This is a genomic window from Paenibacillus alkalitolerans (genome assembly GCF_016482785.1).
GTDB classification, from domain to species: domain Bacteria; phylum Bacillota; class Bacilli; order Paenibacillales; family YIM-B00363; genus Paenibacillus_AE; species Paenibacillus_AE alkalitolerans.
In genome coordinates this window covers 21945-47029 of sequence record NZ_JAEMXM010000023.1, presented here as the reverse complement: position 1 = coordinate 47029, position 25085 = coordinate 21945, and the positions used below count along the sequence as shown (strand labels likewise).

Below are 25085 nucleotides of genomic sequence, written 5' to 3'. Positions count from 1 at the left end.
ATGACCCTATCGCGGATAATAAGGTGAATTTTCAACCCTATTAATCGTTACAAGGATAAATATTTAACGAATAAGACGGCCAATGGCCGTTATTCTCAAGAATAGCACGCGATTTCAAGCGTTGATTACTTAAATAGGGTCAATTATTGAGCCTATTGCAATAAATAAGGTCAATTATTGAGCTTATTCATAAAAATTGAAGGAGAGTGTACCCCATGACCATCATTACCGACGTTTACGCACGCGAAGTTCTCGATTCCCGCGGAAACCCGACCGTTGAAGTGGAAGTTCACCTTGAATCCGGCGCGAAAGGCCGCGCCATCGTTCCGTCCGGCGCCTCCACAGGCGCTCATGAAGCGGTAGAGCTTCGCGACGGCGACAAGTCCCGTTACCTCGGCAAAGGCGTACAAAAAGCGGTATCCAACGTCAACGACATCATCGCTCCTGAAGTGATCGGCCTCGATGCGCTCGACCAAGTTGCAATCGACAACCGCATGATCGAACTGGACGGAACGCCGAATAAAGGTAAGCTCGGCGCCAACGCGATTCTTGCCGTATCGATGGCGGTTGCCCGCGCTGCGGCCGATGCGCTCAACGTCTCGCTGTACAGCTACCTTGGCGGCTTCAACGCGAAGACGCTCCCGGTTCCAATGATGAACATCTTGAACGGCGGAGCGCATGCGGACAACAACGTCGACGTGCAGGAGTTTATGGTGCTGCCGGTCGGCGCGCCTACATTCCAAGAAGCGGTTCGCGCAGGCGCGGAAGTGTTCCACAGCCTGAAGGCCGTGCTTAAAGAGAAAGGTCTGAACACCGCTGTAGGCGACGAAGGCGGATTCGCTCCCAACCTCGAGTCGAACGAAGAGGCGATCAAGACGATTATCACCGCCATCGAGCGCGCAGGCTACAAGCCGGGTGTGGACATGTTCCTCGGCATGGACGTTGCGTCAACTGAGTTCTTCAAAGACGGAAAGTACCACTTGGAGGGCGAAGGCAAGTCCTTCACGCCGGCGGAATTCGTCGATCTTCTCGCTTCTTGGGTGGAGAAGTACCCGATCATCACGATCGAAGACGGCTGCTCCGAAGACGATTGGGAAGGTTGGAAGCTCCTTACCGATAAACTCGGCGCCAAAGTTCAGCTTGTCGGCGACGACTTGTTCGTAACGAACACGAAGCGCTTGGCCGAAGGTATCGACAAAGGCATCGGCAATTCCATCCTGATCAAAGTGAACCAAATCGGCACCCTTACCGAAACGTTCGACGCGATCGAGATGGCGAAGCGCGCAGGCTACACGGCGGTTATTTCCCACCGTTCCGGCGAATCCGAGGACAGCACGATCGCGGATATTGCTGTGGCTACGAACGCGGGCCAAATCAAGACGGGCGCACCGTCCCGTACCGACCGCGTGGCGAAGTACAACCAGCTTCTGCGCATTGAGGACAATCTCAACGTAGCGGCGCAATATGCCGGCAAGAGCGCGTTCTACAACATAAAAAAATAAAGTATAATTGATTAAAAACGACAAACGGGGGAGTCGCTCGTGGGCAGATGGATCATAACGCTGGCATTTTTGGTGGGATCCTTCGCGCTTACGCAGTGGCTCCCCTTTTCCGAGTATTTCCGCAACATCGACACGATGATCCACGAGTTCGGTCATGCGGCGGCTACGCTGTTCCTTTCCGGCCAAGTGATGTACATTCACCTGTACGAGGATCATAGCGGAGTCACGTCGTCGGCGATCAGGCACGGATGGCAGCTTATTCCCATAGGACTGGCCGGTTACGTGGCCGCATCCCTGTTCACCGTGCTGTTGTTTTACCTGCATCGCCGCGGCTATTACCGGCTCGGGCTGCTGCTCGTTACGGCGGTAGCGGTTGCGAGTCTCATATTGTTCGTCAGAAACGATTACGGCGCGCAATGGCTGCTCGGCTTTATCGGGTTGAACGCGATCGCCATACTTATCCCGATCGGCTTCGCCAGAACGATATATTACTTGTTAATCGCCTTCCTGACATTGGTCGAGTCGGTGCTTAGCGCGTTTACGGTGCTGCTTCTATCTTGGAACAATCCGCCGGCTGCGGGAGACGCCGCAAACTTGGCCGGCGTTACGAGCATACCGGCGGTCGTGTGGGGCGCGTTCTTCTTCATTTTCTCGCTATGGAGCGCAAAGAAGGCGATCGGCTATTTTCTTCCATGGACAGCAAGCAACAACAAATTCAATCGCCAAATAGGCGCTTGAGGCAGCCAAGCGGACCTGCGGGTCCGTTTTTTTTGTACTCTATTCATATGGTTGGCAACCCATTCCCGCGGTCCGTCCGGTACATAAACTGAGGTGAGCGGACTTTTTTTTGAAGGGGGGGTGTCTATGAAAAAGCGCAATAAAGCCTACGTGAAGGGCTTCTTCCCGTTCTCGCCGGGCCAGTATGGGACGTCGCTGCCGGGTCAGTTTCTAAATCAAGCGTTCCAGGGCCTCCGATCCCCCGGAACGACAGGCTCCTCCAATCCGGCCGGCGGAGCGGGAGACATAGATTCTCTGCTGGGAGGACTTGACGGTATGATTTCCACAATGGGGAAGCTGCAAAAGCTAATGAGCATGGTGAAACAAATGAGGCCGATGTTTGAAATGCTCAATTCGCTTGGGCCGGTTCAGTCTTCCGCCCGCAGCTTGCAGCAGCCGGATGCTTTAACAAGGAGCACCGTCCACGGCAAAACCAGGCACAACAACAGCAAGACAAAAAACAGAAGAAGATAAGGCAATCGTCCAATCATCATCTGCCGTCCGGGCATAAGCTATGATTGGCTATGGCCGATAAACAACAATGGGTAATGGAGGTGCGGCACAAATGACAGGTGTTGGCGGCGTAGGAGTCACAACGACTGGCACAATTCTTGTTCTTTTTATCCTATTGGTGATCATTACTCGTACGGTATTCTTCGGATATTAATCGGTAAGTATCACGGAGCGGGGGAGCCGCTTGACATAGGCGGCTCCTTCGTCATTCCGCAGCCTTGTATACGAAATAATGAATAAATACATACAGTCCAAGACAGCCTAGAAAAGAATATCTATATGTGGAGCGGAGGAATTCTGCAATGAGGACCTGGCGGCGGCAGTGGAAAAGGATTGCGTTGTACAGGCAGGTTGCCTTCGCGCAAGAAATGTGGTAAAATGACCTTTACGTGAGCATTTGGCGTTGGAGGTGGAAGTTGTGGAGTTTTGGGAACCGTTTTTCAAAGTACTTCTCATTGTTTTTTCTTTGGCATTGATCGCGATCGTGTTGCTCCAGAAGGGCAAGAGCGCCGGATTGTCCGGGGCTATCACCGGAGGCGCCGAGCATCTCTTCGGCAAGCAGAAGGCGCGCGGATTGGACTTGCTGCTGCAGCGTTTGACGATGGTGCTTGCGGCGGGCTTCTTCATCTTGACGATCGTAGTCGCTTATGTGGTTCGATAGGAATTTTCATACATGAATGAGACGGACATACAGCGGGTCAAACTAAGCCTGCTGTTTTTTATTTTTTTAAACATAAGAATTGATAAATCTTCAGACGTAAGAAGGTTAATTCTAATGTTGCAAGAAAAACTTCCGCTAAAGGACGTACCCGCTTCCTTGAATTACTTCGTTAGAAGTTTTTCTTATGGATACAATGATAAAGAGATGTTGAAACGGACATTTGTACGAGATTGGTCGATTGTCGAGGTGAGAGCTTATGGTTACAAAACAAGAGCTGCTTGAGTTTATGCGCGAAGGCGCGTATAAACCGATGACAGTGGCGGAGCTTACGGTGCAATTCGGAGCCGAGGGCGCGGAAGCGTTCAAAGAGCTGGTTAAGCTTCTCAATGATATGGAGAATGAAGGAGATATTTTGCGCACGCGCACGGAGCGTTACGGAGTGCCGGAGCGGATGAACTTGGTCCGCGGCCGGCTTCATGCGCATCCGAAAGGCTTCGGCTTTCTCATTCCGGAAGACCGGGATCATCCGGATATTTATATTCACGCAAACGATATGAAGGGCGCGATGCAAAACGATATCGTTCTCGGACGCGTTACCGGCCGCGGCGGGCCGAACGGCGGCAAGCTCGAGGGTGAAGTCGTTAGGGTCGTAAAGCGCGCCAATACGGAAATCGTCGGTACGTTCGAAAATCATGAAACGTACGCATTCGTCATTCCCGATGATCGCCGCATTCAGAAGGACATCTTTGTGCCTAGGGAAAAATTCAAGGGTGCGGTATCAGGGCAAAAGGTCGTCGTCAAACTGGTCACGTATCCCGACGGACGGGCGGCGGCGGAAGGCGAAGTGGTGGAAATTCTCGGCCACAAGGACGATCCGGGAGTGGATATTTTGTCCATCATCCGGAAGTTCGGTTTGCCGGAAGCGTTTCCCGAGGAAGTGATGGCGGAGGCCGAAGCGGCTCCGGACACGATTCGTGAAGAAGAGCTCGCCGGACGCCGCGATTTGCGCGACCGCACTATCGTCACGATCGACGGGGAAGATGCGAAGGACCTGGACGATGCGGTGAATGTTGATCTGCTGGAGAACGGCAACTATTTGCTTGGCGTGCACATCGCGGATGTCGGTTATTACGTTCGCGAAGGCTCGGCGCTGGACCGGGAAGCGTTCAACAGGGGGACGTCGGTGTATTTGGTGGACCGGGTCATTCCGATGCTGCCTCACCGCCTGTCGAACGGAATATGTTCATTGAACCCGCAGGTGGACCGGCTTACGATGTCGTGCGACATGGAGATCGATCCGAGCGGGCGCATTGTGCGGCACGATATTTATCCGTCTGTGATCAAGACGGTGGAGCGGATGACGTATTCGAACGTAAGGAAATTGGTGGACGAGGATGCGGAGCCGGAACCGGAACTGGTTTCCCGCTACGACTCGTTAATGCCGATGTTTTTGCGGATGAAAGAGCTTGCGATGATTTTGCGGAACAAAAGGATGCGCCGCGGAGCCATCGACTTCGATTTCAGCGAATCGAAGGTAAAGGTGGACGAGAACGGGAAACCGGTCGACATTGTGAAGAGGCCCCGAACGATCGCCGAGATGATCATAGAGGAGTTCATGCTGGCGGCGAACGAGACGGTGGCGGAGCATTTCCATTGGTTGAAGGTGCCTTTCCTGTATCGTATTCACGAGGATCCCGATCAGGAGAAACTGGCGCACTTCATGCAGTTTATTACGAATTTCGGCTATGTCGTGAAGGGCAAAGGCAATACCGTTCACCCTCGCGCGCTGCAGTCGCTTCTGGAAGAGATCAAGGGGGCGAAAGAGGAGACGGTGATTTCCACCGTCATGCTTCGTTCCATGAAGCAGGCCAAATACGATGCGGAGCCGCTTGGGCACTTCGGCTTGGCCGCGGAGTTTTATTCGCACTTTACGTCGCCGATTCGCCGGTACCCGGACTTGGTCATTCACCGCGTCATTCGCGAGGCGTTAACGGGCGCAGGCTCGCTTGACGAGCATCGGCACGAGCATTTGACGGCGCGGATGCCCGATATCGCGCAGCATTCCTCGGAGCGCGAGCGGCTGGCGGTGGAAGCGGAGCGGGAGACGGACGCTCTCAAGAAAGCCGAGTTTATGTTGGATAAGATCGGCGAAGAATTCGAAGGCATCATATCTTCAGTGACGTCGTTCGGCATGTTCGTCGAGTTGGAAAACACGGTGGAAGGTCTGGTGCGTCTCAGCGATTTGACCGACGACTATTATCACTTCCACGAAATGCAGCTCGCGCTTATCGGCGAACGTACGTCGAAGATATTCCGTATCGGCGACGAAGTGAAGGTTCGCGTGGCGCGCGTGAACGTGGAGGAGCGCACCATCGATTTCGAGATGGTGGATATGAAGTCGCGAGCGGGCGGCAAGGCGAGCTTGATCCGCGGCCCGGAAGCGATTGCGCGCGGCGCGGCCGGCGGCGGCCGGCGCGGGAAGCGGAGCCGCCCGAAGGTGTTCGGCGCGGAGCCGGCTGCAGGCGGCGATCGCGGAGGCCGCGGTAAGCAGCGAGGCGGCGAAGGCGAGTCGGGGGCGGCGTCCGGGTCCGGCAAGAAAGACTTCTGGGGCTTTGCCGCGAAAGGCGGGGAAGCCGGCGGCGGTCGCGGCAAAGGGAAGCCGAAGCGTGCCGGCGGTAAAGCGGGATCCGCCGCCGCAGGCAAGAACAAGCAGCCGAAGGGCGGCAAGCGCGGCAAGAAGGGCGGCCCGGCCGGCGCCCCAGCTCCCGCGCTGCTTGCCGCTGAAGCGGCGATGGAATTGAGCGCGCCGGTTGCGCGCACCGACGGTGCGGGCGGCGGCGGGAAGCGGCGCAAGAAGAAGCGCAAGGACTAGCGGCTGGTCCTTGCGCTTCCACGCTCTTTTGGCGGCGATTACGCTTGGTCGGGGCGGCGGCGTGGTTCGGACCGGCTCGGAGCGATAAGTACCTGACGGGTACTTATTTCCTGACATCAATACGACGCGGACTGGTGTTAAGGGATTCCGAGGGACTTATTTCGGATTTATTGTGCGATTTACGCGGAATCTTCTCCAAATAAGTACTCGAAAAACCCTTATCTTGAGCGCGACGCTCCATTGATCCGGCAATAAGTACTCGAACGTCCCTTATGCTAAAAGCTCGTATCTTCGCCTCCTACTTGATTTCTCGCCATGCAGTTGGTATCATTATAGATCGAACCATTTTTGCATGGAGGGGTACGTCATGGCGAAGAAAAGCGAAGGCAAGCTGCTCGCCCAAAACCGAAAAGCTTCGCATGACTACTTCATTGAGGATCATTACGAAGCGGGAATCGTGCTCACAGGCACCGAGATTAAGTCGCTGCGCACAGGGAAGGCGAACATCTCCGACAGCTTCGCCACGATCCGCAATGGAGAGATGTTCATCCATAACATGCATATTTCGCCGTTCGAGCAGGGCAACCGGTACAACCCGACGGACCCGACCCGCGCGCGCAAGCTGCTCCTGCATAAGAAGGAGATTGCGAAGCTGCTCGGATTGTCGAAGCAGGAAGGCTACACGCTCGTTCCGCTGAAAATATACATCAAGAACGGCTATGCGAAAGTGCTGGTCGGCCTCGCAAAGGGTAAGAAGAACTACGACAAACGCGAGACGGCGGCCAAGAAAGACGCGCAGCGCGACATCCAACGGGCACTCAAGGAACGGCAAAAGGTGGCGCGGTAATCGGATTGGTTCGGTTTCCATGGTTACATTGCGCTGCGGACCCACCACTATCCATCGTTGGCTGCGGCGGGTTCATGGTATAATGATTGTGAACCATTTATAACTTGGGGGCGTTTTTGGATTCGACGGGAATAGTACGAGCATGAGTTGCGGGTAGCGGGGCTGCGTCCGCTTCATCAACGCGAAAGCCATAATAAATGGCAAAGCACAACCTTCTTACGCTGTAGCAGCTTAATAACCTGCACACGTGCTTCTACCTAGCATCGCCCATGTGCTAGGATAGGGGCTCAACTTTAGTGGGATACGCCGCCCGGTCTCCGCCTGGGGTCGGACGGAAGAAGACAATCAGGCTGATCTGGTTCGAAGCCGGTTCCGGGGCGTCGGCCAGATGACCTTAATACCGTAACTACACCCGTAGAAGCTTGTGTGGCGTTATTTTCGGACAGGGGTTCGACTCCCCTCGCCTCCACCATAAAAACACTGACCGCATGAGGTCAGTGTTTTTTAGTGGAGGCAAAGAGGGGAGGCGAAGCCCCAGGGAGGGGTTCGGGTCGCGCGCAGGTCGGCTTGCCGACCGAGCACGTCATTCCAAATCTACCGCTGCGGTTTGCATCGGTGAATTCGCTTCGTCAGCAAGTTCAATCGTGATTTGGAAACTCCCCTCGCCTCCACCATGTAAATCCACAACCGCATGAGGTTGTGGATTTTGCTTTTCTATTACGTGTAGCTTGGGTAGTAAGTAAGTATATAAATGGAAATCATTAGGGAAAATATAAAAAATCAATTTATGAAGAAATAACAACTGCTCATGGAGGTACTAATGACGGTAGGCACGCAAGTTAAGCAGGCATTGGCCAATGCGAAAAGTGTTCAGGCAAGTTTAGAAGTTTTTGCTCTTCAGACACAAGATGAGAAAGCTAAACAAGTCTATGCCAATGCCGCCGAGCAGATGAAAACCTTAATCGAAGGATTGGAATCACGCGTTAAGCAAATCGAACTGGAAGAACCTCAGTATAAGGAGTAAAAACCAAAGACCTTCCGATTGAGAAGGTCTTTTTCCTGTTTCAAAAGTTATAAATGACAGTTAGATAATGTTTAATTTGTAATAACCTAGATTTAGACTCAACTGTATCCCTCTCTTTAATAATTTCAATTAACGTATCAATTTCCCGTTCGATCCCTTGATAGTGCTTTTGACTACCTAATAGCTGCATCTTCCATTTCCGATTTTCATATTCTTTTTTCGTAACTATGAGGGAAGAAAATGCTTCATCCCACTCTTCTTGTTCAATCTGGCTTCTTATCTCCTCCACTTTATTGAATAGTACATCATCCTTCTCCGATTTCATCATGCTGCAAGCCGAGGTAAAGGTTAAAACCATGAACAGCCCCAAAACCGAATAAATTCTTGCCATTTGGAACACTCCTTGGAAATGTCTCCCATTCCATTTCAGTATGTTTACCGTTAGTTTGTCCCATAATGTTAATAAATACAAGTTAGAAGTGAAGGAAGTGAGATCTTGCCCGAGTTTGTAATCATTCTTATCAGGTCAATCAGCGGATATATTTTCCTTTTAATTTTGGCTCGTTTAATGAGAAAGAAGCAAGTTTCACAGCTGACATTTTTTGATTATATCGTAGGTATAAGCATTGGAAGTATAGCGGCAGAGTTGTCATTTAACCCTGATATAAGGATGTCTAATTTCTATATTGGGATGTTTATTTGGGGATTTTTAACGATTCTCATCTCAATTATTTCTCTCAAATCATATCGCTTTCGTATACTCACCGGAGGCAGTCCTACTGTTTTGATTGAGAACGGAAAAATACTTGAAAAGAATTTAAAAAAGGAAAATCTAACGGTAGATGAACTAATGATTTATTTACGAAGAAGTAATGCATTTAACCTATCCGATGTGGAATATGCCGTAATGGAAACAAACGGATTTATTAGTGTCATGAAAAAAAGCGACGCGCAGCCCTTAACGCCCAAAGATATGGGTTTGGTTGTAGAAATGGGACATCACCCGCATCTTGTAATCATCGATGGAAATGTAATGGAAAGAAGTCTGAGCGAATATGGCTATTCCAAAGAATGGCTGTTGGGGGAAATCATGAAGCAGGGAGCTAAGGGATTTTCGGAAGTATTTCTGGCGCAAATTGATTCCAAGGGTAACGTTTATGTCGATCTGTATAATGATGTGCTCAAGATGCCGCAAATCAAACAGAAGATGTTAGCCGCTGCTAACATTAAGAGACTTAAAGCAGACCTGCAAAACTTTTCGCTTCAAACCGGTAATGAAGAAGCCAAAAAAATGTACCAAGGCTATGCCAAACAAATGGATAGGCTTTTTGATGATTTATCCCTCTATTTAAAAGAGTAGAAATGGTTCTAGAAAAAAATGAACATTAATATCAATCATGTGTTTAGGTACTGTTCGGTGAAACGCTCAACCTCCCGGCTGGATTCTGCTCATTACAGATCCAGCTTTTTGTATTCTATAGATCAGCCTTCAACTTGAAGACAAGATGGGGGTTATTTGACGCTTACGCATCTCTATGATGGTTAAAATTTGTCTGAAATATCAGTTGACAAAAACGATATACTAGTGTTAGGATAAATTTATCCTAATGTTAGGATTAATAATATTAGGATATAATTATTAGATATACAAACTTTATTAAAAGCAAAGGAGGGCTACAAATGGAAATTAAAATCATTAAACCACAGGACCAAGCAAAAGGAGAATTTGATGGCGGCAAAATAACAGAACAAAAGCCGATTGGGTTTTCTGGTGAGGGTTCCCTTATTAATCGCCTCGGTCCTTTATTTTACTGGGCATGGCACAATCCAAAGGCGAAGGTGGGATTGGCTTTCACCCTCATAAGGGATTCGAGATATTAAGCTATAACATTAAGGGTAAAGGCCGTCACCAAGATACTCTTGGTACAGATAGCGTAGTTGGTGCTGGCGGTGTTCAAGTCATGCAAGCTGGCTCAGGTATATCCCATGCCGAATCTCTTCTTGAGCCATCAGAAGGCTTTCAAATTTGGTTCGAGCCGTACCTAAATGAAGCCATAAAGCGTCCACCAACTTACAGAAAATACGTGCATGAAGATTTTTCAATCGTTTCCGAGAATGGTGTAACGGTTAAGACGATACTTGGCGAACATTCACCAATCAATATCGTTACAGATGCAAAAATGTATGATGTTCAAATTGCAAATGGTGCAACCTATGCGTATCTTCTCTCACCTAATCGGACACTCGCCGGTTTAGCTATAAGAGGTGACGGTGTGATTGAAGGACAGGAGGTTTCATTTGAGAACAAAGATTTTGTTATTATTCAATCGGAGAAAGATGAAACCATTACCATTCAATCTAAAGGTGAAGAACTTCGGATGCTGCTAATTGAGATTCCAACTCAAGTTGATTATCCGCTGTATCGAAAGCCAAAATAACATTCATAGATCATTCATTCCTTGGAAGGAGGTTGATTTTATGTATCAAGGAGATAAACAAGGCCAGCTTGATTTAAGGCTATTTCGTATTTGGATGAAAGCTTCCAAAGTTCTTTTCGATAATGTTCGTAAGGATATTGACCGTTATGAAATTAATCCTGAGCATTTTATGATTCTTGAACTTCTATATAGCAAGGGACCACATCCAGTACAAAAAATCAGTGAAACTCTTTCAATTCCGAGTGGAAGTATCACTTACGTTGTGGATAAATTGGAAAAAAAGGGTTTTGTAGAAAGGCAACCAAGTCCAACAGACCGCCGTGCTTCGAATGTTGTCTTGACGGAAAAAGGAAATGCACTATTCGATGAAATTTTCCCACAACATGTTGAAACGATATCCAAAAATTTATCTTTTGTAAGTAACGAAGAAAAAGAACAACTCATTGAGTTGCTAAAGAAAATTGGGCTAGGCGCAAAAAATTTACAATAAATATTTCAATAATCATGAGAGGTGGCTAACATGCAGATCACATCCATCGTTTTGCAGGTAATTTTGGCTTTAGGGTTTCTAATGTTTGGTTTGATGAAAATTGTTGGTGCTAAGCAGATGGTTCAGGAATTTCAACGTTATGGTTATTCTCAAGGATTCCGTGTCTTCAGTGGGTTAATCGAAGTGATTGGCGCTGTGGGAATGATTGTGGGAATTTGGAAGCCGCAATTCGCAGCACTCGCAGGTATTCTTCTCGCCGCGACAATGATTGGAGCACTTATCACTCATATCCGGATGAAGGACCCAGTGAAAAACTTGGGAGCACCATTTATATTGCTTATCTTGTCCATTGTTGTGGCAATCATTAATTTGAACTCTTTAGTTTGAACAGGAGCATGCATACATTGATGACAATAAAGGTATTCTTTTGAGGTGAAAGCAATGGGTTTTTTAAATAAATTTTTTGGAAAAACAACCGACAAGGAGACGATACAAATGTCAAATGTAAAATTAGCGATTATTTATTACAGCACGTCCGGAACGAACTATCAATTAGCTCAGTGGGCTGCTGAAGCAGGGAAACAAGCAGGCGCAGAAGTTAAAATTTTCAAAGTTCAAGAACTTGCACCACAATCCGTTATTGAAGGAAATCCTGCTTGGAAAGCTCATGTAGAAGCCACAAAAGATATTCCAGTTGCTACCCCAGACGATATTGTATGGGCGGACGCTATTATTTTTAGCACACCAACCCGTTTCGGAAACGTCGCATCCCAAATCAAGCAATTCTTGGATACTACAGGCGGCATTTGGTTCCAGGGAAAAACTGTGAACAAAGTAGTTAGTGCAATGACTTCTGCTCAAAATGCTCATGGTGGTCAAGAACAAACCATTCTTCAGTTGTACACTACCATGTATCATTGGGGTGCAATTGTTGTTGCACCAGGTTACACAGACCCATCCCTATTTGCAGCAGGTGGAAATCCGTATGGAACCAGCGTTGCTGTTGACCAAAACAATCAAATCGTTGGAGATAAGCAAGCTTATCAAGCCGCTGTTGCTCATCAAACGAAACGTGTAATTACCGTTGCTGAATGGGTTAAAAAAGGAATCCAATAATTACAAAACTGGAGTTTCCTCTTTGCCGACAAAGGATTTGAATGGCAAACAGTCAAAGTTGAATGTGCGATATTAATCAGTAGCCCAATTGTGTAATTACCTGTATTAGAGATGTGGTATTTCACTATGGTAAGGATAGTTTATGTATAAACATATCCACAAAGAAGGGGCTATCCTGAAGCGGTCTGAAAAGACCTGAAGGATAGCCCCAAAGTAAGTATCCCTTAAGCGTGCTTCTTCACGCCAAGGTAAGCTTCCTTGACCTTATCGTTATGAAGCAGCTCCTGCGCATTCCCGTCCAGCACAATCTGTCCGGATTCCAGCACATAGCCGTAATGGGCGATTTTCAGCACCTGGCGGACATTTTGCTCCACAATCAGCACCGTAGTGCCTTCATTGTTGATTTGCTGGATAACCTTGAAAATATCCGCAACGACTAACGGAGCAAGCCCCATCGAAGGCTCGTCCAACAAAAGCAGCTTGGGCCGGGACATGAGCGCCCGCGCAATGGCCAGCATTTGCTGTTGGCCGCCCGACATCGTTCCTGCAAGCTGGCGCACCCTCTCTTTCAAGATCGGAAACCAGGACATCATTTTTTCAATATCCTGCTGGATGCCCGCGCGGTCTTTTCTCCGGTATGCGCCAAGCTCAAGGTTTTCGAGTACGGTCATCGGTCCAAGCACCTGGCGTCCTTCCGGCACCAAGGCAAGCCCCTCCTGCACCAGCTGATGCGGACGGAGACCTTGAACCTGTTTGCCGTTCAGCTCAATCGTTCCGCTTTTTGGGGTGAGCAAACCGGCGATCGTTTTCATTGTTGTCGTTTTACCCGCTCCGTTGGCTCCGATCAACGAGACGATTTTGCCCGCCGGCACTTCGAGAGAAATGCCTTTTAACGCCCGGATGTTTCCATAATAGGTTTCGACGTTGCGTATCGTCAGCATGATTCTTCCTCCTCCTTGCCGAGGTAAGCCTCAATCACATCCGGATGATTTTGAATATATTCCGGCGTTCCTTCCGCAATCTTCACTCCGAAATTGATGCATACGACTTTATCGCACAGGTTCATTACGAGCGGCATATCATGCTCCACCAGCAATACAGTCGTGCCGTTGCTTCGGATTTTCCGGATCAGTTCCATCAGCTGGCGGGTTTCGCTCTCGATCATCCCCGCGGCAGGTTCATCCAACAGCAACAGCTGCGGATTGGCCGCCAAAGCGCGCGCAATCTCAAGGCGGCGCTGCTGGCCGTAAGCAAGTGAGTCCGACCTCGTATCGGCGACCTCGCGAAGTCCCACGAAATCAAGAAGCTCCATCGCCCGCTTCTGCACGAATGCTTCTTCGCGTTTTTGCGCGGGAAGCTTCAGAAGGGAACCCCAGAACCCGGTTTTGGTCACCGTATGCATGCCGACCTTTATATTTTCCAGCGCAGACATGTGCCCGAAAAGACGAATATTTTGGAACGTTCGGGCAATGCCGATGGAAGTGATTTTATGCGGGGGAAGCTTATTTAGGTTTGTTCCGGCAAAAGCAATAGTGCCTGTCGTCGGAGGAAATATCCCGGTAATCATATTAAAGATCGTCGTTTTGCCCGCGCCGTTCGGCCCGATCAACCCGAGAATCTGTCCTTTCTCGACCTGAAAGCTGACATCTGTCAGGGCGGTGATCCCGCCGAACGATTTTCCGATCTGTTTTAATTCCAGCAACATGCCTATATCCCCCTTTCGGTGTCTGAATTTTTAGCGGAAGGGATTTTTTTCGCGTTTTTTCTCAGCATGGCGAACGTGCCGGCGGTGATTATCCCGTGCGGACGAAAAGCCATGACGAGGATCAGCAGGATGCCGTAGAAGAGCATTTTATACTCGGAAAGGATCCGCAGAAATTCCGGCAGCCCGGTCAACAGCGCGGCGCCAAAGAGCGGACCGATGATCACTTCCGAGCCGCCGATAACGGCAAAGGACAATATTTCCACCACGCGATGATAATTGAAATCGTCCGGCGTTATCGCCGTGGTAATGTGGGCATAGAGTCCTCCTGCAAGTCCGGCCAACATGGAACCGATCAAAAATGCCAGCATCTTATAGTAGGCGATGTTGATTCCCATCGCCCGCGCGGCAGTCTCGTCGGCTTTGATGGCGCTGAAAGCTCGTCCTACCCGCGAACGATTTAAGCGAATCTGGCCGCAGAGAATTACAACGAAGAGCAGTATAAGCGCAATCAACGTAGATAAAGTTTTCATTTGCGTTACGGTCATTCCGAACGCGGATGCATTGATGCCGATGGCTTTCTCCAGATCATACATACGGGAGCCGATCGATTTCAAGCCGGTCAAACCGAGCGCTCCGTTCGTAAATTCCAGGTTCAACAGGAATACGCGAACCACTTCCCCGAAACCCAGAGTGGCGATCGCCAGGTAAAGCCCATGCAGCCTCAGGGTCGGATAGCCGACAATTAAAGCGATGATCCCGGTCAAAACGATACTTAGAAGCAAAGCGACAATCAGCGGCAGATCGCCGGATTTCGTTGCCATGGAAGCCGTATAGGCTCCAATGGCCATAAAGCCTGCATGCCCTAAGGATAATTGCCCGGTCGAGAGGGTGACATAAATGCTGATGGCGAGAATCAAATTGAGAAATATAAAGGTAATGACCTGCAGCGTATAAGGATTCAAAAAGTCCATGATTTCACGCCCCCCTTACGCTTTCTGTCCGAACAGGCCCTGCGGACGTACAAGCAGGATGATAATGATCATTCCGAAAGCAACCGCATCTCTCCAGGAGGAATCCCCGTAGGCGACAGCCAGCACTTCCGACATGCCGATAATTACGCCGCAAACCATGGCGCCGGGTATGCTGCCCACTCCGCCAATAATCAAAGCAGCCAACCCTTTAAAACCCAAAGTCAAGCCCATGGTCGGAATCAGCGCGGAATAAGCGATGCCGATCAGCATGCCGGCAACCCCGCCGAGTCCGGAAGCGATCATAACGGTCATATTGATGACCGCATTCGTATTGATCCCCAAAATCCCCGCGGTTTCAATATTTTCCGCAGTCGCTCTCAGGGCTTTGCCCATTTTTGTTTTGCGGATCCAAAATTGAAGAATCGCCATCAAGCAAATCGAAACCCCTATGATGATGAGATCCGCCATTCGAATTTGAACCGGCCCCAGTTGAAATACAGATATGCCTACAGCAGGCACCGGACGGGAATCGGCACCGAAGAAGATATGCGTCAATTCCTCAATCAGAATGGCAAAGCCGATCGTACTGATCAGTGAAGCCAGGTGGGGTACATTTTTTTTGCGAAGCGGCCGCAGCGCGGTATACTCAAGGATCAGGCCCAACAAGCCGGACACGGCTACAGCGATAGGGAATGCCGCCGCTAACGGCAGCCCGGAGTTGACAGCCAGGCTTAAGCCCGCAAGCGAACCGAATATGAAAATTTGGCCGTGCGCCATGTTGATGATGCGAAGCACCCCAAAGATCAGCGTATACCCGATTGCGATCAAAGCATAAGTGCTCCCGACGGTTAAACCGTTGAAAAGCTGCTGCCAAACCATCTATGTTCCTCCCAAAATTATAAATGTCTCAGGAACACAGTTACCCGGGCAGAACCCGGGTAACCTCCAAACTTGCGCCGGAACTTATCAGCCGTCGGCTGCAATGCTTATTCAAATGGAACGAACTTGCCGTCTTTAATCGTAACCACAACCGGTACTGCGACCGGGTTCCGCTTTTCATCGAAGGAAAGCTTTCCGGAAACCCCGTTGAAATCCGCCAGCTTTGCAAGTTCGTCACGGAGCGCATTGCGGTCGTCCGCATTGCCTGTCTTCAATAACGACTGGGCGATAATGTAAAGCCCGTCGTATGCCTGAGCCGCGAATTGGTCCGGTTTCTTGCCGTACTTGGCTTCAAACGCTTTAACGAAATTTTGCACGTTCTCGTCTTGCTTTTCCGGGCTGAATGGAGTCGCTACCACAAGGCCTTCCGCCGCTTCACCGGCAATCTCAACAACCTGGGGATTATTAAAGCCGTTGCCCCCGATAATCGGAACGTTCAAGCCGAGCTCACGGGCTTTCTTTACAATCAGGGAGCCTTCCTTGTAAAGGGTGGATACCAGAATCGCGTCCGGATTGCTCGCTTTGATCTTGGTAAGCTGTGCCGAGAAATCCACATCGCCCGTGGATACTGTTTCTTCTCCGAGAATTTCAAGATTCATTTTTTCCGCAGTCGCCTTCATGGTCTTAAAGCCTGATACGGAGAAATCGTCATTTTTGCAGTAAATAACGGCTACTTTCTTGATGTTGAATTTATTTACAGCCGCTTCTATCGCTTTAGGAACGGCGATGGATTCGGGCAGTGAGTTTCTGAACACATATTCGCCGATATCGTTAATGCCTTCCGCCGTATTGGAAATACCAAAAATAGGCGTTTCCGCATCGTTCGCGATAGGGCCTGCGGCGAACATTTCGCCGGATAACGTCGGTCCGATGACGGCAACAACATTATCCTGGTTAATCAGCTTGTTTGCCGCATTGATTGCGCTTTCTTTTTTGCCCGCGGAATCCTCGATCAGCAATTCAATTTTCAGATTTCCTTTATTGGTTTCGTTCAGTTCTTCCAGTGCGAGCTCCAAGCCTTTCTTTTGAGCTTCCCCGTAAGCAGCGCCGCCACCGGATAAAAATCCGATATAGCCGATCTTTGCCACTTGTTCGCCATTCACTTCAGCTCCGGTTTCCGTTGCAGCCGGCTTCTCTCCGCAGCCTGCCAGCAGCGATATGCCGAGCATTGCGGTTAGGGCGATGCCCATTGCATTTTTAACTTTCATGCTCCATCTCCCTTTGTCGAATGGTGTCACTTCTTAAAGCTTTAAAATAAACTTACAAATTGTTGGGAGTGGTGTCAATGCCGATTTTTTCTGGAAATTTAGCAATTGCCTTATCCGAATCATCACACGGCGGAAAAGGGGAGGCGAAGCCCCAGGTGAGAGGAAAAAATGGTTTCGAAATGGAATGTAATAAAGCAAATGTTTTTTCTTCATGTCGGACACATTGAAACGACTCGATTTGGACCTTGTCCAGTCGAGTTTTTTGAGCCGATACTAGGGAATGTAAAATAAATGTAGATCATTCTTGAATTATTATCATGTTCCATGATCTCTTCTTTATTTACAATGAAATTGCAAGCTGCGAGATGGGGGAATAGCAATGGAATTCATTCGGAGAAGGCGCCTCTCCGCAAGTCTGACTATCGCTCTCATGATACTGGCAACCGCTTGCGCAGTTCCGCGGGAGGAGCAGTCAATGACCTCTCTTCCGTATGCGGAGATGAAATTGACCGTTTATGCATTGACCCATCCCTGGAGCGATACGATCAAATCTTCATTGCCGTCGTTCGAGGCAACCACCGGCATTAAAGTCGACTTTAAGCTTATTACCGAAGAGCAGTTGGCGTACAAGCTTGCCGTTCAATTTTTGGCGGGCTCCGAAACGCCGGATGTGTTCATGTATCGGCCGTATATGGACAAGAGAAGCTTTCACGACAGCGGTTGGACGACGCCGCTTGATCCGTATATCGCGGGAGATGAAGAGTTTGATTTTGCCGATTTTGACAGGGCTTCTATGGAAGCGGTAACAATCGGTCAGCATGTGACTTCCATACCGATCTTCACCGATCAGCAGGTCTTGTATTACAGAAAAGATTTGCTGAAATCGCATGGGCTCGCCGTACCCCAAACGATGGACGAATTATTGGATGCCGCCCGGCAATTGCACGACCCCGGCAATGAATTGTACGGCTTTGTCGCCAGAGGACAGCGCAATGCGCTTGTCACCCCCGTCTCTTCCTTTGTATTCTCCCAAGGCGGAGAATTTATGACAGGCCGTCAAGTGAATACGCCGGAAGCCGTGAAAGGCTTTCATATTTATGCGACGTTACTGAGAGAGTACGGTCCTCCGGGCGTACTGAGCATGTCGTGGCCGCAAGCGTCGGAACTATTCTTGCAGGGGAAGGCGGCCTTCTTCTCGGATACGTCATCCATATACAATTATTCGACAAGACGGGACAAATCGCCGATCGATCAGCATATCGGGTTCGCTCTGTTTCCCGCGGGAGACGCAGGAGCGAGGCCGTACAACGTTACCTCGTGGGCGCTGGCCATCAATTCGAAATCATTGAACAAAGCTGCCGCCTGGGAATTTATCCGTTGGGCAAGCAGCAAGGAAAGCATATTGAAAGCGCATGGCAACGGAGTTCCCGGGCCGAGAAATTCCGTGTGGGCCCATAAGGATGGGATGGGCAGCTTCCCGCAGGACCTCGCTCAAGTCATTCAGCGAACGAGAGAAATCGGCATCAGCCGCAATGTACCGGATGTGACCGATGTTGCGGAAGCGCGGGATGTCATAGGCAGCATCGTGGTCAAAGCGGTGCTTGGAGAAGATATTCAGGCTGCGGCCGATCAAGCGAATGCGGAGCTTCAAGCCATAATTGACAGGGAGCTCAGCCGATGAAACCGGAATATGCGAATTCCATCCATCCCAAAGGCCGCCGCGTCAAACTGAATACGTTCAAAAAAATGATGCTGCTGATCGTCATATTGCTGACGCCGATTGTGATGATGTACAGCTATTTCAATCAGACATCAATCGGCATCGTGGAAGAAGAAATCCGCAGATCGAATTTGAACCGGCTGACTTTCTTCGCCTCGCAAATTGACGAAGTCATCAACCAGCTGTCCGTCTTTTCCATTATTGTGAGCAAGGATCCCGGCATGAAAGAGCTCGGCAATTCGCCCGCTGAACGAACACCGTTCGACCAATTGAAGCTGGAAGAAGCGATTGTCAACAAGCTGAGCTTGTTAAGCGCGACCAGTCATTGGACGAATCGGCTGACGGTTTATTTACCTAAGCTGAAGCAAGCGCTGTCCAGCGATTATGGGGGAGTGTACGATCCCGCCATGCTGCAAGAGCCGCTCTCCACGAATTGGGAATACAACGTCGGAGCAAGCGGAGACGGTTATTTTGCCAAATACATTACCGATCCTCTGAATGCCTATAACGATCCGGAAGAGGCCGAGTTCATTATCGAAGTGAAATTTTCCGCGCAAAATCTGTTGTCGATGATGCAGGATTTCAATCAGAATGGAAACGGCAATTCTTTCTTGTACTTTGCGAACCGACCGCCGGTATACAATCAAGCCTTCTCTAATCCGGCCTTTATCGATGAATTGACAGCCTACCTGGACAGCCAATCGTTGGAGGACTACGGATACGGCATTTTGGAGATTCAGAAGGAGCAATATATTGTCCATTATGCCAAAGCGAAAAGCTTGAACGGCTACATCATCGATTATTTGCCGCTGCAGCAAATTTTAGCGCCCATCGTCAAAAACCGGAATTTATTTTACGGCTCAATCGCCCTTCTGCTGCTGATGAGCGTCATTATCGCTTTGCTGTTGTACCGGCAGGTGCAAATTCCGATTCAATGGCTTGTGCGCGGCGTTCGGGGCATTCAGGAGGGGAAATATTCTTTCCGGCTCAAGTATGATCCGAACAACGAATTTTCTTACCTGTTTTCTCGTTTCAATGAAATGGCCGCGCAAATTCAGGAGCTGATTGAGAAAGTCTATTTGGAAAATATCCGTTTTCGCGAAGCGAAGCTGAAGCAGCTGCAGTCGCAGATCAATCCGCATTTTTTGTACAACTGTCTGTTTTTCATTAAAAATATGATCGGAATGGGAAACAAGCAGGCGGCGACCGAGATGGTGCTGAATATGGCCTCGTTTTACCGGTATATAACCAGGCTGGAGAATACGATGACAACGCTTGGCGAAGAGATCGAGCTTGTGGTGAATTACCTGAATATCCAGAATCTGCGCATGGACTGGTTTCATTATGAGTTGAATATACCGGAGGCGATGAAGCAGCTATCCATTCCCAGATTGACCGTCCAGCCGGTAGTCGAGAACGCCGTCGTTCACGGCATCAGCGCCAGCGATAAGTTCGGGGTGATTACGGTTACGGGCGAGCAGGAAGGACGGCAAAACAGGATCATCATTGAAGACAACGGAGCCGGCATGAGCGCCGAACTATTGCAGCAATTGCGGCAGAAGGTCGCGCAGCCGGCGGACAACGAATCGGGAATCGGCTTATGGAACGTGCATCAGCGCCTTTTTCTTCAGTACAAAGAAAATGGGGGGCTTGTGTTCGAACCGTCTTCGCTGGGAGGTTTGAAGGTGACGATCGTGTGGGAGACAGCAGGCGAATAGCGCCCGGAAGGAGGGATACCGATGTTTCAATTGCTGCTGGTCGACGATGAGACGAGTGTCGTGGAGACGCTTGCCGCCACCATTGCCTGGGAGCAAATCGGGATTTCCAGGGTGTACAAGGCATATTCGGCGGCGGAAGCATTGGATATTCTCAAAGCGAATGCGGTCGACATCGTCATCTCCGATATCCAGATGCGAGGCATGAGCGGTCTTGAACTGGCTGAGCAAATTCATTTGTACTGGGAAAATACGAAGTGCGTGCTGCTGAGCGGTTATGCCGAATTCGACTACGCGCAGAAAGCGATCAAGCATAACATATGCGACTATTTGATAAAGCCGGTCGGAGACGAGCAATTGCTGCAGAGAATCGGCAAGGTCGTCGAACTGATCAAGAAAGAGCAGGCGGAGAAGGACACTTATCATAAAGCGAGGTATGCACTGCGCGACAATTTGCCGAATTTGCGGGAGAAGCTGTTTCACGATCTGCTTCGGGGGAAGCGGATGAGCGGCGAGAAGCTGAATGAAAAGCTTCGCCTGCTCGAATTGTCCCTGCGCGATCAGGATCGGTGCGCGCTGATGCTCATTCGCAATCAAGAGCAACCCGCCGACTATGATTCGTCCGAACTGTCGTTAATAGAATATGCGATCGGCAATTTGGCGGAGGAAACCTTCAAGGCGTATTTCGACTTATGGGTATGCAAGGATGCGCACGATTTTCTCGTTGTGATACTCAAACCTCATGACCGAATCAAGCAGGATAGCGAGCTCCGCTATCACCTGGAGCGGCTTGCCAACCAACTGCAGCTGAATGTCCGCCACTTTCTGAAGGTGCAAATTTCCGTGCTCGTCAGTCAAAAAGGGACGTTCCCGGACGATTTCTCGAGGCTGTATCAGAATGCGCTGTCCTTGTTCCGGAAACGGTTCGGGGATGAGCGGGACTTGCCGATCTATATTGCCGATGAATCGGAGAAGACCGACACCTTTGTGATCCAACAGCTGTATGAGCCGCCGCTGCTTGTGCATTTGCTGGAATCCGGCAATTGGGAATTGGTCAGGCAGCGGTTGGATAACTTGTTCGAGGAATTGGAAGCGGTGTGGCAAGCGTCGCCCGAGCATATTATGGAAGCGTTCTGCACGTTGTTTGCCGCCTTCTCCTTTGTCGCTCACAAAAACGGAACAATGCTCGCTGACCTGATCGGCCGCGAATATGCCAAAGGGCAGCAGCTTGCGCCGACGAAATCCATTCCGGCACTGCGGGAGTGGACGGCGCGCGTTGTGGAGACGATGCAGGAAGCGGCGCGGAATGAGACGAGGAACGCCAGAGTGCTCGCGGTCAAGACGATTCAGGACTATGTGCAAAAAAATTTGACACAGGACATTTCCCTACAGGCGGTATCGGATTATTTGCAGATGCACCCCGCCTACTTGTCGAGAATTTACAAGCTGGAGACCGGCGAAAATTTAAGCGACTATATCTTCAAGCTGAAGATGGGGAGAGCGGCCCATATATTGCGAACGAGCCATATGAAAATTTATGAAGTCAGCATGGAAGTCGGTTACCAGAATCCGAACTACTTTATTAAGGTGTTCAAGAAGCACTTTGGCATGACGCCGCAAGAATATCGGATTGGCGGCAAGTAAAATTGAATTGGGAGGCATTTTCCAATGAATAAGAAAGCATTTACCGCCATTTTCAGTATGATGCTCATCCTGTCTCTCGTATTGGCCGGATGCGGCACGAGAGGGGCGGAAACGAACAACAACCCGTCCGCATCGAACAGCGAGGAGTCGAAGACGGACAACAAAGTATACACGATGAAAGTGTCTTATGAGAACAATCCCGGCGAACCGGTCGACGAAGCCGTTAACGAATGGAAGAGGTTAGCCGAGGAGCAAAGCGGCGGCAGGCTGACGCTGGAGCTATATCCAAGCTCCCAGCTTGGAGCGAAGAAGGACGTCATTGAGCTGATGAAAACGGGGACGAATGTCATTGCTATTGCCGATGCCAGCTTCCTGGCTGATTATGTTCCTGATTTCGGCATCTTGGCCGCCCCTTATTTGGCCGATGATTTCGAAAAATTGTTCAAGGCGACGCAAAGCGACTGGTTCAAAGACCTGGAGCAGCAGCTGCAAGGCAAAGGCTTGCATATCGTAACCACGAAGTGGAACTATGGCGTCCGCCATCTGCTTACCAAAAATGCGGTAGCCAGTCCCGCCGACCTGAACGGGCTGAAGATTCGCGTTCCGAACGCGGATATGTCGATTAAGGCATTCGAAGCTATGGGCGCTACACCGACCCCGATGCCGCTTGGCGAAGTCTACCCGGCTCTGTCGCAAGGTGTCGTGCATGGGGCGGAAAATCCTCTGCCCGTCTTGTACGGAGCGAAGCTGCACGAACAAGCGAAGCATCTGTCGCTGACCGGGCATCAGATTGTTGTGTCGCAGTGGCTTGCGGGAAGTTATATCGAGACGCTGCCGGAGGACCTGATGCAAATTTTGAAGGAGACAGGCGATAAAGCCGGTGAGGTGATGAATGAGATCGTCAAGAATGCTGACGAAGATATGATCAAGAAGATGGAACAGGAAGGCGTTACCGTATCGGAGGTTGACCGTGAATTGTTCCGCGAGGCGGCCAAAGGGGTCTATGATCAATTCCCTGAATGGAGCCCCGGCTTATACGATAAAGTCCAGGAAATCATTAACGGAAATTAAGTTGAACAGGCGGGTTCCTTGCGCGGGAGCCCGCTGTTTCCCGGGAATGGAGGGAATCGCGATGATCGATTGGCTGAAAAAAGCGATACTGAAGGCGGACGACCGGATCGCTTCGCTCATGGCTGTGCTTATCGTGTCGATTACGGTATGGGGCGTTTTTACGAGATTTGTTCTTAACCAGCCGCTGAAATGGATGGAAGAAGGCGCGCTTTCTTTATTTGTCTGGCTTACGTTTATCGGAGCGAGCTCGGTCATGAAGAATGACGGCCATGTCAGTATCGACTTGTTGTTGGAGAAAGCTCCGGAGCGCTTTCGCAAGGTGCTGCTTTTGATCAAATATGTGGTGATGCTGGCGGCGGTGATCCTTATCTTTGTTGTGCTCGGTTTTCAACTGTCCGTGAATGCAGGGGATAAAATTTTGCCTATCTTGAAAATTCCGTACAGCTATATTGATTTTGCCGTTCCACTTGGAGGCTTGCTGGCGTTAATCCATTTGATTCGGCTTATTGTTCGGACTTTAAAGAGTTAAAATGGAAGGGGGCTTGAGCCGCTTATGGAATTGCTGATTGTTGTAGCTGTGCTGTTAATATTGTTTTTTCTCGGAGTTCCTGTTGCTTTCTCGATCATGTTAAGCACCCTTTTATATTTTGCCGTCGCCACGGATGTGTCGTGGACGATTCTGGTGCAAAGAATGGTGAGCGGGGTGGAGTCGATTCCGCTGTTGGCGGTTCTGTTTTTTGTGGCTGCCGGCATCCTGATGAATTATACAGGCATTTCCAAGCGTATGATTGCATTTTCCGAAGTCGTCACCGGACATCTGCCCGGGGGGCTTGCCCAGGTCAATATTTTATTATCCACGTTGATGGGCGGCTTGTCCGGCTCGAATTTGGCCGATGCGGCGATGCAATCCAAGATGCTCGTTCCCGAAATGGTCAAGAAAGGATACTCCAGAGGGTTCTCCACAGCGGTTACTGCCGCAGGTTCTCTCATTACCCCGATTATCCCGCCAGGAATTGCGATGATTATCTATGGCTATGTAGGCAATGTATCGATCGGAAAACTATTTATGGCTGGTGTCGTGCCGGGTATTCTGCTGTGTATTCTTATGATGATTACCGTGCATATCATCTCCAAGAGAAGAGGGTATTTGCCCGAGCGGGCGAGAATGGCGCGGCCGAAGGAAATATTGAGCGCGTCGAAACCGGCGGTTCTTGCGTTTATACTGCCTGTAGCGATTATCGGAGGCATTCGCATCGGCGCGTTCACACCGACTGAAGCGGGCGCTGTCGCCGTCGTGTTCGCTCTGTTTCTCGGGGTCGTTTTATATCGGGAAATGACATGGGCAAACTTGAAAGCGTCCGTTATTGAAACGGTAAGATCGACCGCCTCCATCATGCTCATCATTGCCGCCGCGTCGGGGCTGGGCTGGGTACTGACATGGGAACGCATCCCCCAGCAGGCGACGGAATGGGTCACCGGATTGGTCAGCGAACCGCTGTTGTTTTTGCTGCTGATCAACCTGTTTCTACTCGTCGTGGGTATGTTTATGGAAGGCAACGTGACGATGATTATTTTGGTCCCGTTGCTGATGCCGATGATTCAGGCATATGGGATTGACCCGGTTCATTTCGGGATCGTCTTCATATTGAATTTGTCCATCGGTACGCTGACCCCTCCGCTTGGAACCATCATGTTTACGACTTGCTCTATCACGGGCTGCAAGTTCGACGAATTCATTAAAGAAGTGATTCCGTTCTGGATTACGCTCATTATTGCTTTATTGCTTCTGACGTTCATCCCGGCGATCACGCTGTGGCTTCCAAGATTACTAATGTCATGAGACAATGCATCCAATAGGTGAATGTAGTTCAA

25 protein-coding genes and 1 other RNA gene are annotated in these 25085 nt (G+C 49.8%); 20 read left to right on the top strand and 6 right to left on the bottom strand.

The window, feature by feature from the left end:
- Nucleotides 1-215 precede the first annotated feature (215 nt).
- The 8 genes from eno (at nucleotide 216) to JET16_RS24495 (ending at nucleotide 8196) form a co-directional block, all read left to right on the top strand.
- Nucleotides 216-1502 (top strand): phosphopyruvate hydratase, encoded by a 1287-nt coding sequence (gene eno / locus JET16_RS24530; protein ID WP_199621534.1) that lies wholly within the window; start codon nucleotides 216-218, stop codon nucleotides 1500-1502.
- 39 nt (nucleotides 1503-1541) lie between these two features.
- Nucleotides 1542-2240 carry a M50 family metallopeptidase gene (locus JET16_RS24525; protein ID WP_199621533.1) on the top strand — a complete coding sequence of 233 codons (699 nt, stop codon included), beginning with the start codon at nucleotides 1542-1544 and terminating at the stop codon, nucleotides 2238-2240.
- Nucleotides 2241-2366: 126 nt separating this feature from the next.
- Nucleotides 2367-2753 (top strand): hypothetical protein, encoded by a 387-nt coding sequence (locus JET16_RS24520; RefSeq protein ID WP_199621532.1) that lies wholly within the window; start codon nucleotides 2367-2369, stop codon nucleotides 2751-2753.
- A gap of 457 nt (nucleotides 2754-3210) precedes the next feature.
- Complete coding sequence (gene secG / locus JET16_RS24515) at nucleotides 3211-3453, top strand: preprotein translocase subunit SecG (protein WP_325176773.1); 243 nt, start codon at nucleotides 3211-3213, stop codon at nucleotides 3451-3453.
- A gap of 256 nt (nucleotides 3454-3709) precedes the next feature.
- A complete protein-coding gene (gene rnr, locus JET16_RS24510; RefSeq protein WP_199621526.1) occupies nucleotides 3710-6325 on the top strand; it encodes a ribonuclease R in 2616 nt (871 codons plus the stop codon).
- Between the two features lie 367 nt (nucleotides 6326-6692).
- The gene (smpB, locus tag JET16_RS24505) at nucleotides 6693-7172 is read left to right on the top strand and encodes an SsrA-binding protein SmpB (protein WP_199621523.1); all 480 of its coding nucleotides are present in this window, start codon (nucleotides 6693-6695) and stop codon (nucleotides 7170-7172) included.
- Nucleotides 7173-7278: 106 nt separating this feature from the next.
- Nucleotides 7279-7644: a transfer-messenger RNA gene (gene ssrA, locus JET16_RS24500) on the top strand.
- A gap of 348 nt (nucleotides 7645-7992) precedes the next feature.
- On the top strand, nucleotides 7993-8196 hold the full coding sequence (locus tag JET16_RS24495) for a DUF1657 domain-containing protein (RefSeq protein ID WP_199621520.1): 204 nt from the start codon (nucleotides 7993-7995) through the stop codon (nucleotides 8194-8196).
- 40 nt (nucleotides 8197-8236) lie between these two features.
- Here the strand turns inward: JET16_RS24495 and JET16_RS24490 are convergent, their stop codons facing one another.
- Complete coding sequence (locus tag JET16_RS24490; RefSeq protein WP_199621518.1) at nucleotides 8237-8587, bottom strand: DUF4363 family protein; 351 nt, start codon at nucleotides 8585-8587, stop codon at nucleotides 8237-8239.
- 105 nt (nucleotides 8588-8692) lie between these two features.
- Here JET16_RS24490 and JET16_RS24485 point away from each other — a divergent pair, with 105 nt between their 5' ends.
- The 6 genes from JET16_RS24485 to wrbA all read left to right on the top strand — a co-directional run bounded on the left by JET16_RS24485 (nucleotide 8693) and on the right by wrbA (nucleotide 12240).
- Nucleotides 8693-9556, top strand: coding sequence for a DUF421 domain-containing protein (locus JET16_RS24485; RefSeq protein ID WP_199621515.1), 864 nt, complete (start codon nucleotides 8693-8695; stop codon nucleotides 9554-9556).
- A gap of 320 nt (nucleotides 9557-9876) precedes the next feature.
- Nucleotides 9877-10077, top strand: coding sequence for a hypothetical protein (locus tag JET16_RS30975; RefSeq protein ID WP_325176772.1), 201 nt, complete (start codon nucleotides 9877-9879; stop codon nucleotides 10075-10077).
- Nucleotides 10014-10634 (top strand): pirin family protein, encoded by a 621-nt coding sequence (locus tag JET16_RS24480; RefSeq protein ID WP_325176771.1) that lies wholly within the window; start codon nucleotides 10014-10016, stop codon nucleotides 10632-10634. Before JET16_RS30975 ends, JET16_RS24480 begins: the two co-directional genes overlap by 64 nt.
- 40 nt (nucleotides 10635-10674) lie before the next feature.
- On the top strand, nucleotides 10675-11124 hold the full coding sequence (locus JET16_RS24475; protein WP_199621512.1) for a MarR family winged helix-turn-helix transcriptional regulator: 450 nt from the start codon (nucleotides 10675-10677) through the stop codon (nucleotides 11122-11124).
- 30 nt (nucleotides 11125-11154) lie between these two features.
- Complete coding sequence (locus JET16_RS24470; protein WP_199621507.1) at nucleotides 11155-11511, top strand: DoxX family protein; 357 nt, start codon at nucleotides 11155-11157, stop codon at nucleotides 11509-11511.
- Nucleotides 11512-11565: 54 nt separating this feature from the next.
- Nucleotides 11566-12240: an NAD(P)H:quinone oxidoreductase gene (gene wrbA, locus JET16_RS24465; RefSeq protein ID WP_199621504.1), complete on the top strand. Its 675-nt coding sequence runs from the start codon at nucleotides 11566-11568 to the stop codon at nucleotides 12238-12240.
- A gap of 224 nt (nucleotides 12241-12464) precedes the next feature.
- Here wrbA and JET16_RS24460 read toward each other — a convergent pair whose 3' ends face one another.
- The 5 genes from JET16_RS24460 to JET16_RS24440 form a co-directional block, all read right to left on the bottom strand.
- A complete protein-coding gene (locus JET16_RS24460) occupies nucleotides 12465-13181 on the bottom strand; it encodes an ABC transporter ATP-binding protein (RefSeq protein ID WP_199621503.1) in 717 nt (238 codons plus the stop codon).
- Nucleotides 13175-13945: an ABC transporter ATP-binding protein gene (locus JET16_RS24455; protein ID WP_199621502.1), complete on the bottom strand. Its 771-nt coding sequence runs from the start codon at nucleotides 13943-13945 to the stop codon at nucleotides 13175-13177. The genes JET16_RS24460 and JET16_RS24455 overlap by 7 nt, the downstream gene beginning before the upstream one ends.
- 2 nt (nucleotides 13946-13947) lie before the next feature.
- Nucleotides 13948-14916 carry a branched-chain amino acid ABC transporter permease gene (locus JET16_RS24450; protein ID WP_199621501.1) on the bottom strand — a complete coding sequence of 323 codons (969 nt, stop codon included), beginning with the start codon at nucleotides 14914-14916 and terminating at the stop codon, nucleotides 13948-13950.
- Between the two features lie 15 nt (nucleotides 14917-14931).
- Nucleotides 14932-15795, bottom strand: coding sequence for a branched-chain amino acid ABC transporter permease (locus tag JET16_RS24445; protein ID WP_199621500.1), 864 nt, complete (start codon nucleotides 15793-15795; stop codon nucleotides 14932-14934).
- A 107-nt stretch (nucleotides 15796-15902) separates the two neighbouring features.
- Nucleotides 15903-17063 (bottom strand): ABC transporter substrate-binding protein, encoded by a 1161-nt coding sequence (locus JET16_RS24440; protein WP_199621499.1) that lies wholly within the window; start codon nucleotides 17061-17063, stop codon nucleotides 15903-15905.
- Nucleotides 17064-17538: 475 nt separating this feature from the next.
- On the opposite strand from JET16_RS24440, the gene JET16_RS24435 reads away from it, so the two are divergent.
- From JET16_RS24435 to JET16_RS24410, 6 genes are all read left to right on the top strand, one after another.
- Nucleotides 17539-18744, top strand: a complete 1206-nt coding sequence (locus JET16_RS24435; protein ID WP_233532208.1) for an ABC transporter substrate-binding protein — start codon at nucleotides 17539-17541, stop codon at nucleotides 18742-18744.
- Nucleotides 18741-20501: a sensor histidine kinase gene (locus tag JET16_RS24430; protein WP_199621496.1), complete on the top strand. Its 1761-nt coding sequence runs from the start codon at nucleotides 18741-18743 to the stop codon at nucleotides 20499-20501. The genes JET16_RS24435 and JET16_RS24430 overlap by 4 nt, the downstream gene beginning before the upstream one ends.
- Nucleotides 20502-20522: 21 nt before the next feature.
- Nucleotides 20523-22142: a response regulator gene (locus tag JET16_RS24425; RefSeq protein ID WP_199621494.1), complete on the top strand. Its 1620-nt coding sequence runs from the start codon at nucleotides 20523-20525 to the stop codon at nucleotides 22140-22142.
- 24 nt (nucleotides 22143-22166) lie between these two features.
- Nucleotides 22167-23213: a C4-dicarboxylate TRAP transporter substrate-binding protein gene (gene dctP, locus JET16_RS24420; RefSeq protein ID WP_199621492.1), complete on the top strand. Its 1047-nt coding sequence runs from the start codon at nucleotides 22167-22169 to the stop codon at nucleotides 23211-23213.
- A gap of 61 nt (nucleotides 23214-23274) precedes the next feature.
- A complete protein-coding gene (locus tag JET16_RS24415; protein ID WP_199621490.1) occupies nucleotides 23275-23742 on the top strand; it encodes a TRAP transporter small permease in 468 nt (155 codons plus the stop codon).
- A 24-nt stretch (nucleotides 23743-23766) separates the two neighbouring features.
- Nucleotides 23767-25053 (top strand): TRAP transporter large permease, encoded by a 1287-nt coding sequence (locus tag JET16_RS24410; RefSeq protein WP_199621488.1) that lies wholly within the window; start codon nucleotides 23767-23769, stop codon nucleotides 25051-25053.
- Nucleotides 25054-25085 lie beyond the last annotated feature (32 nt).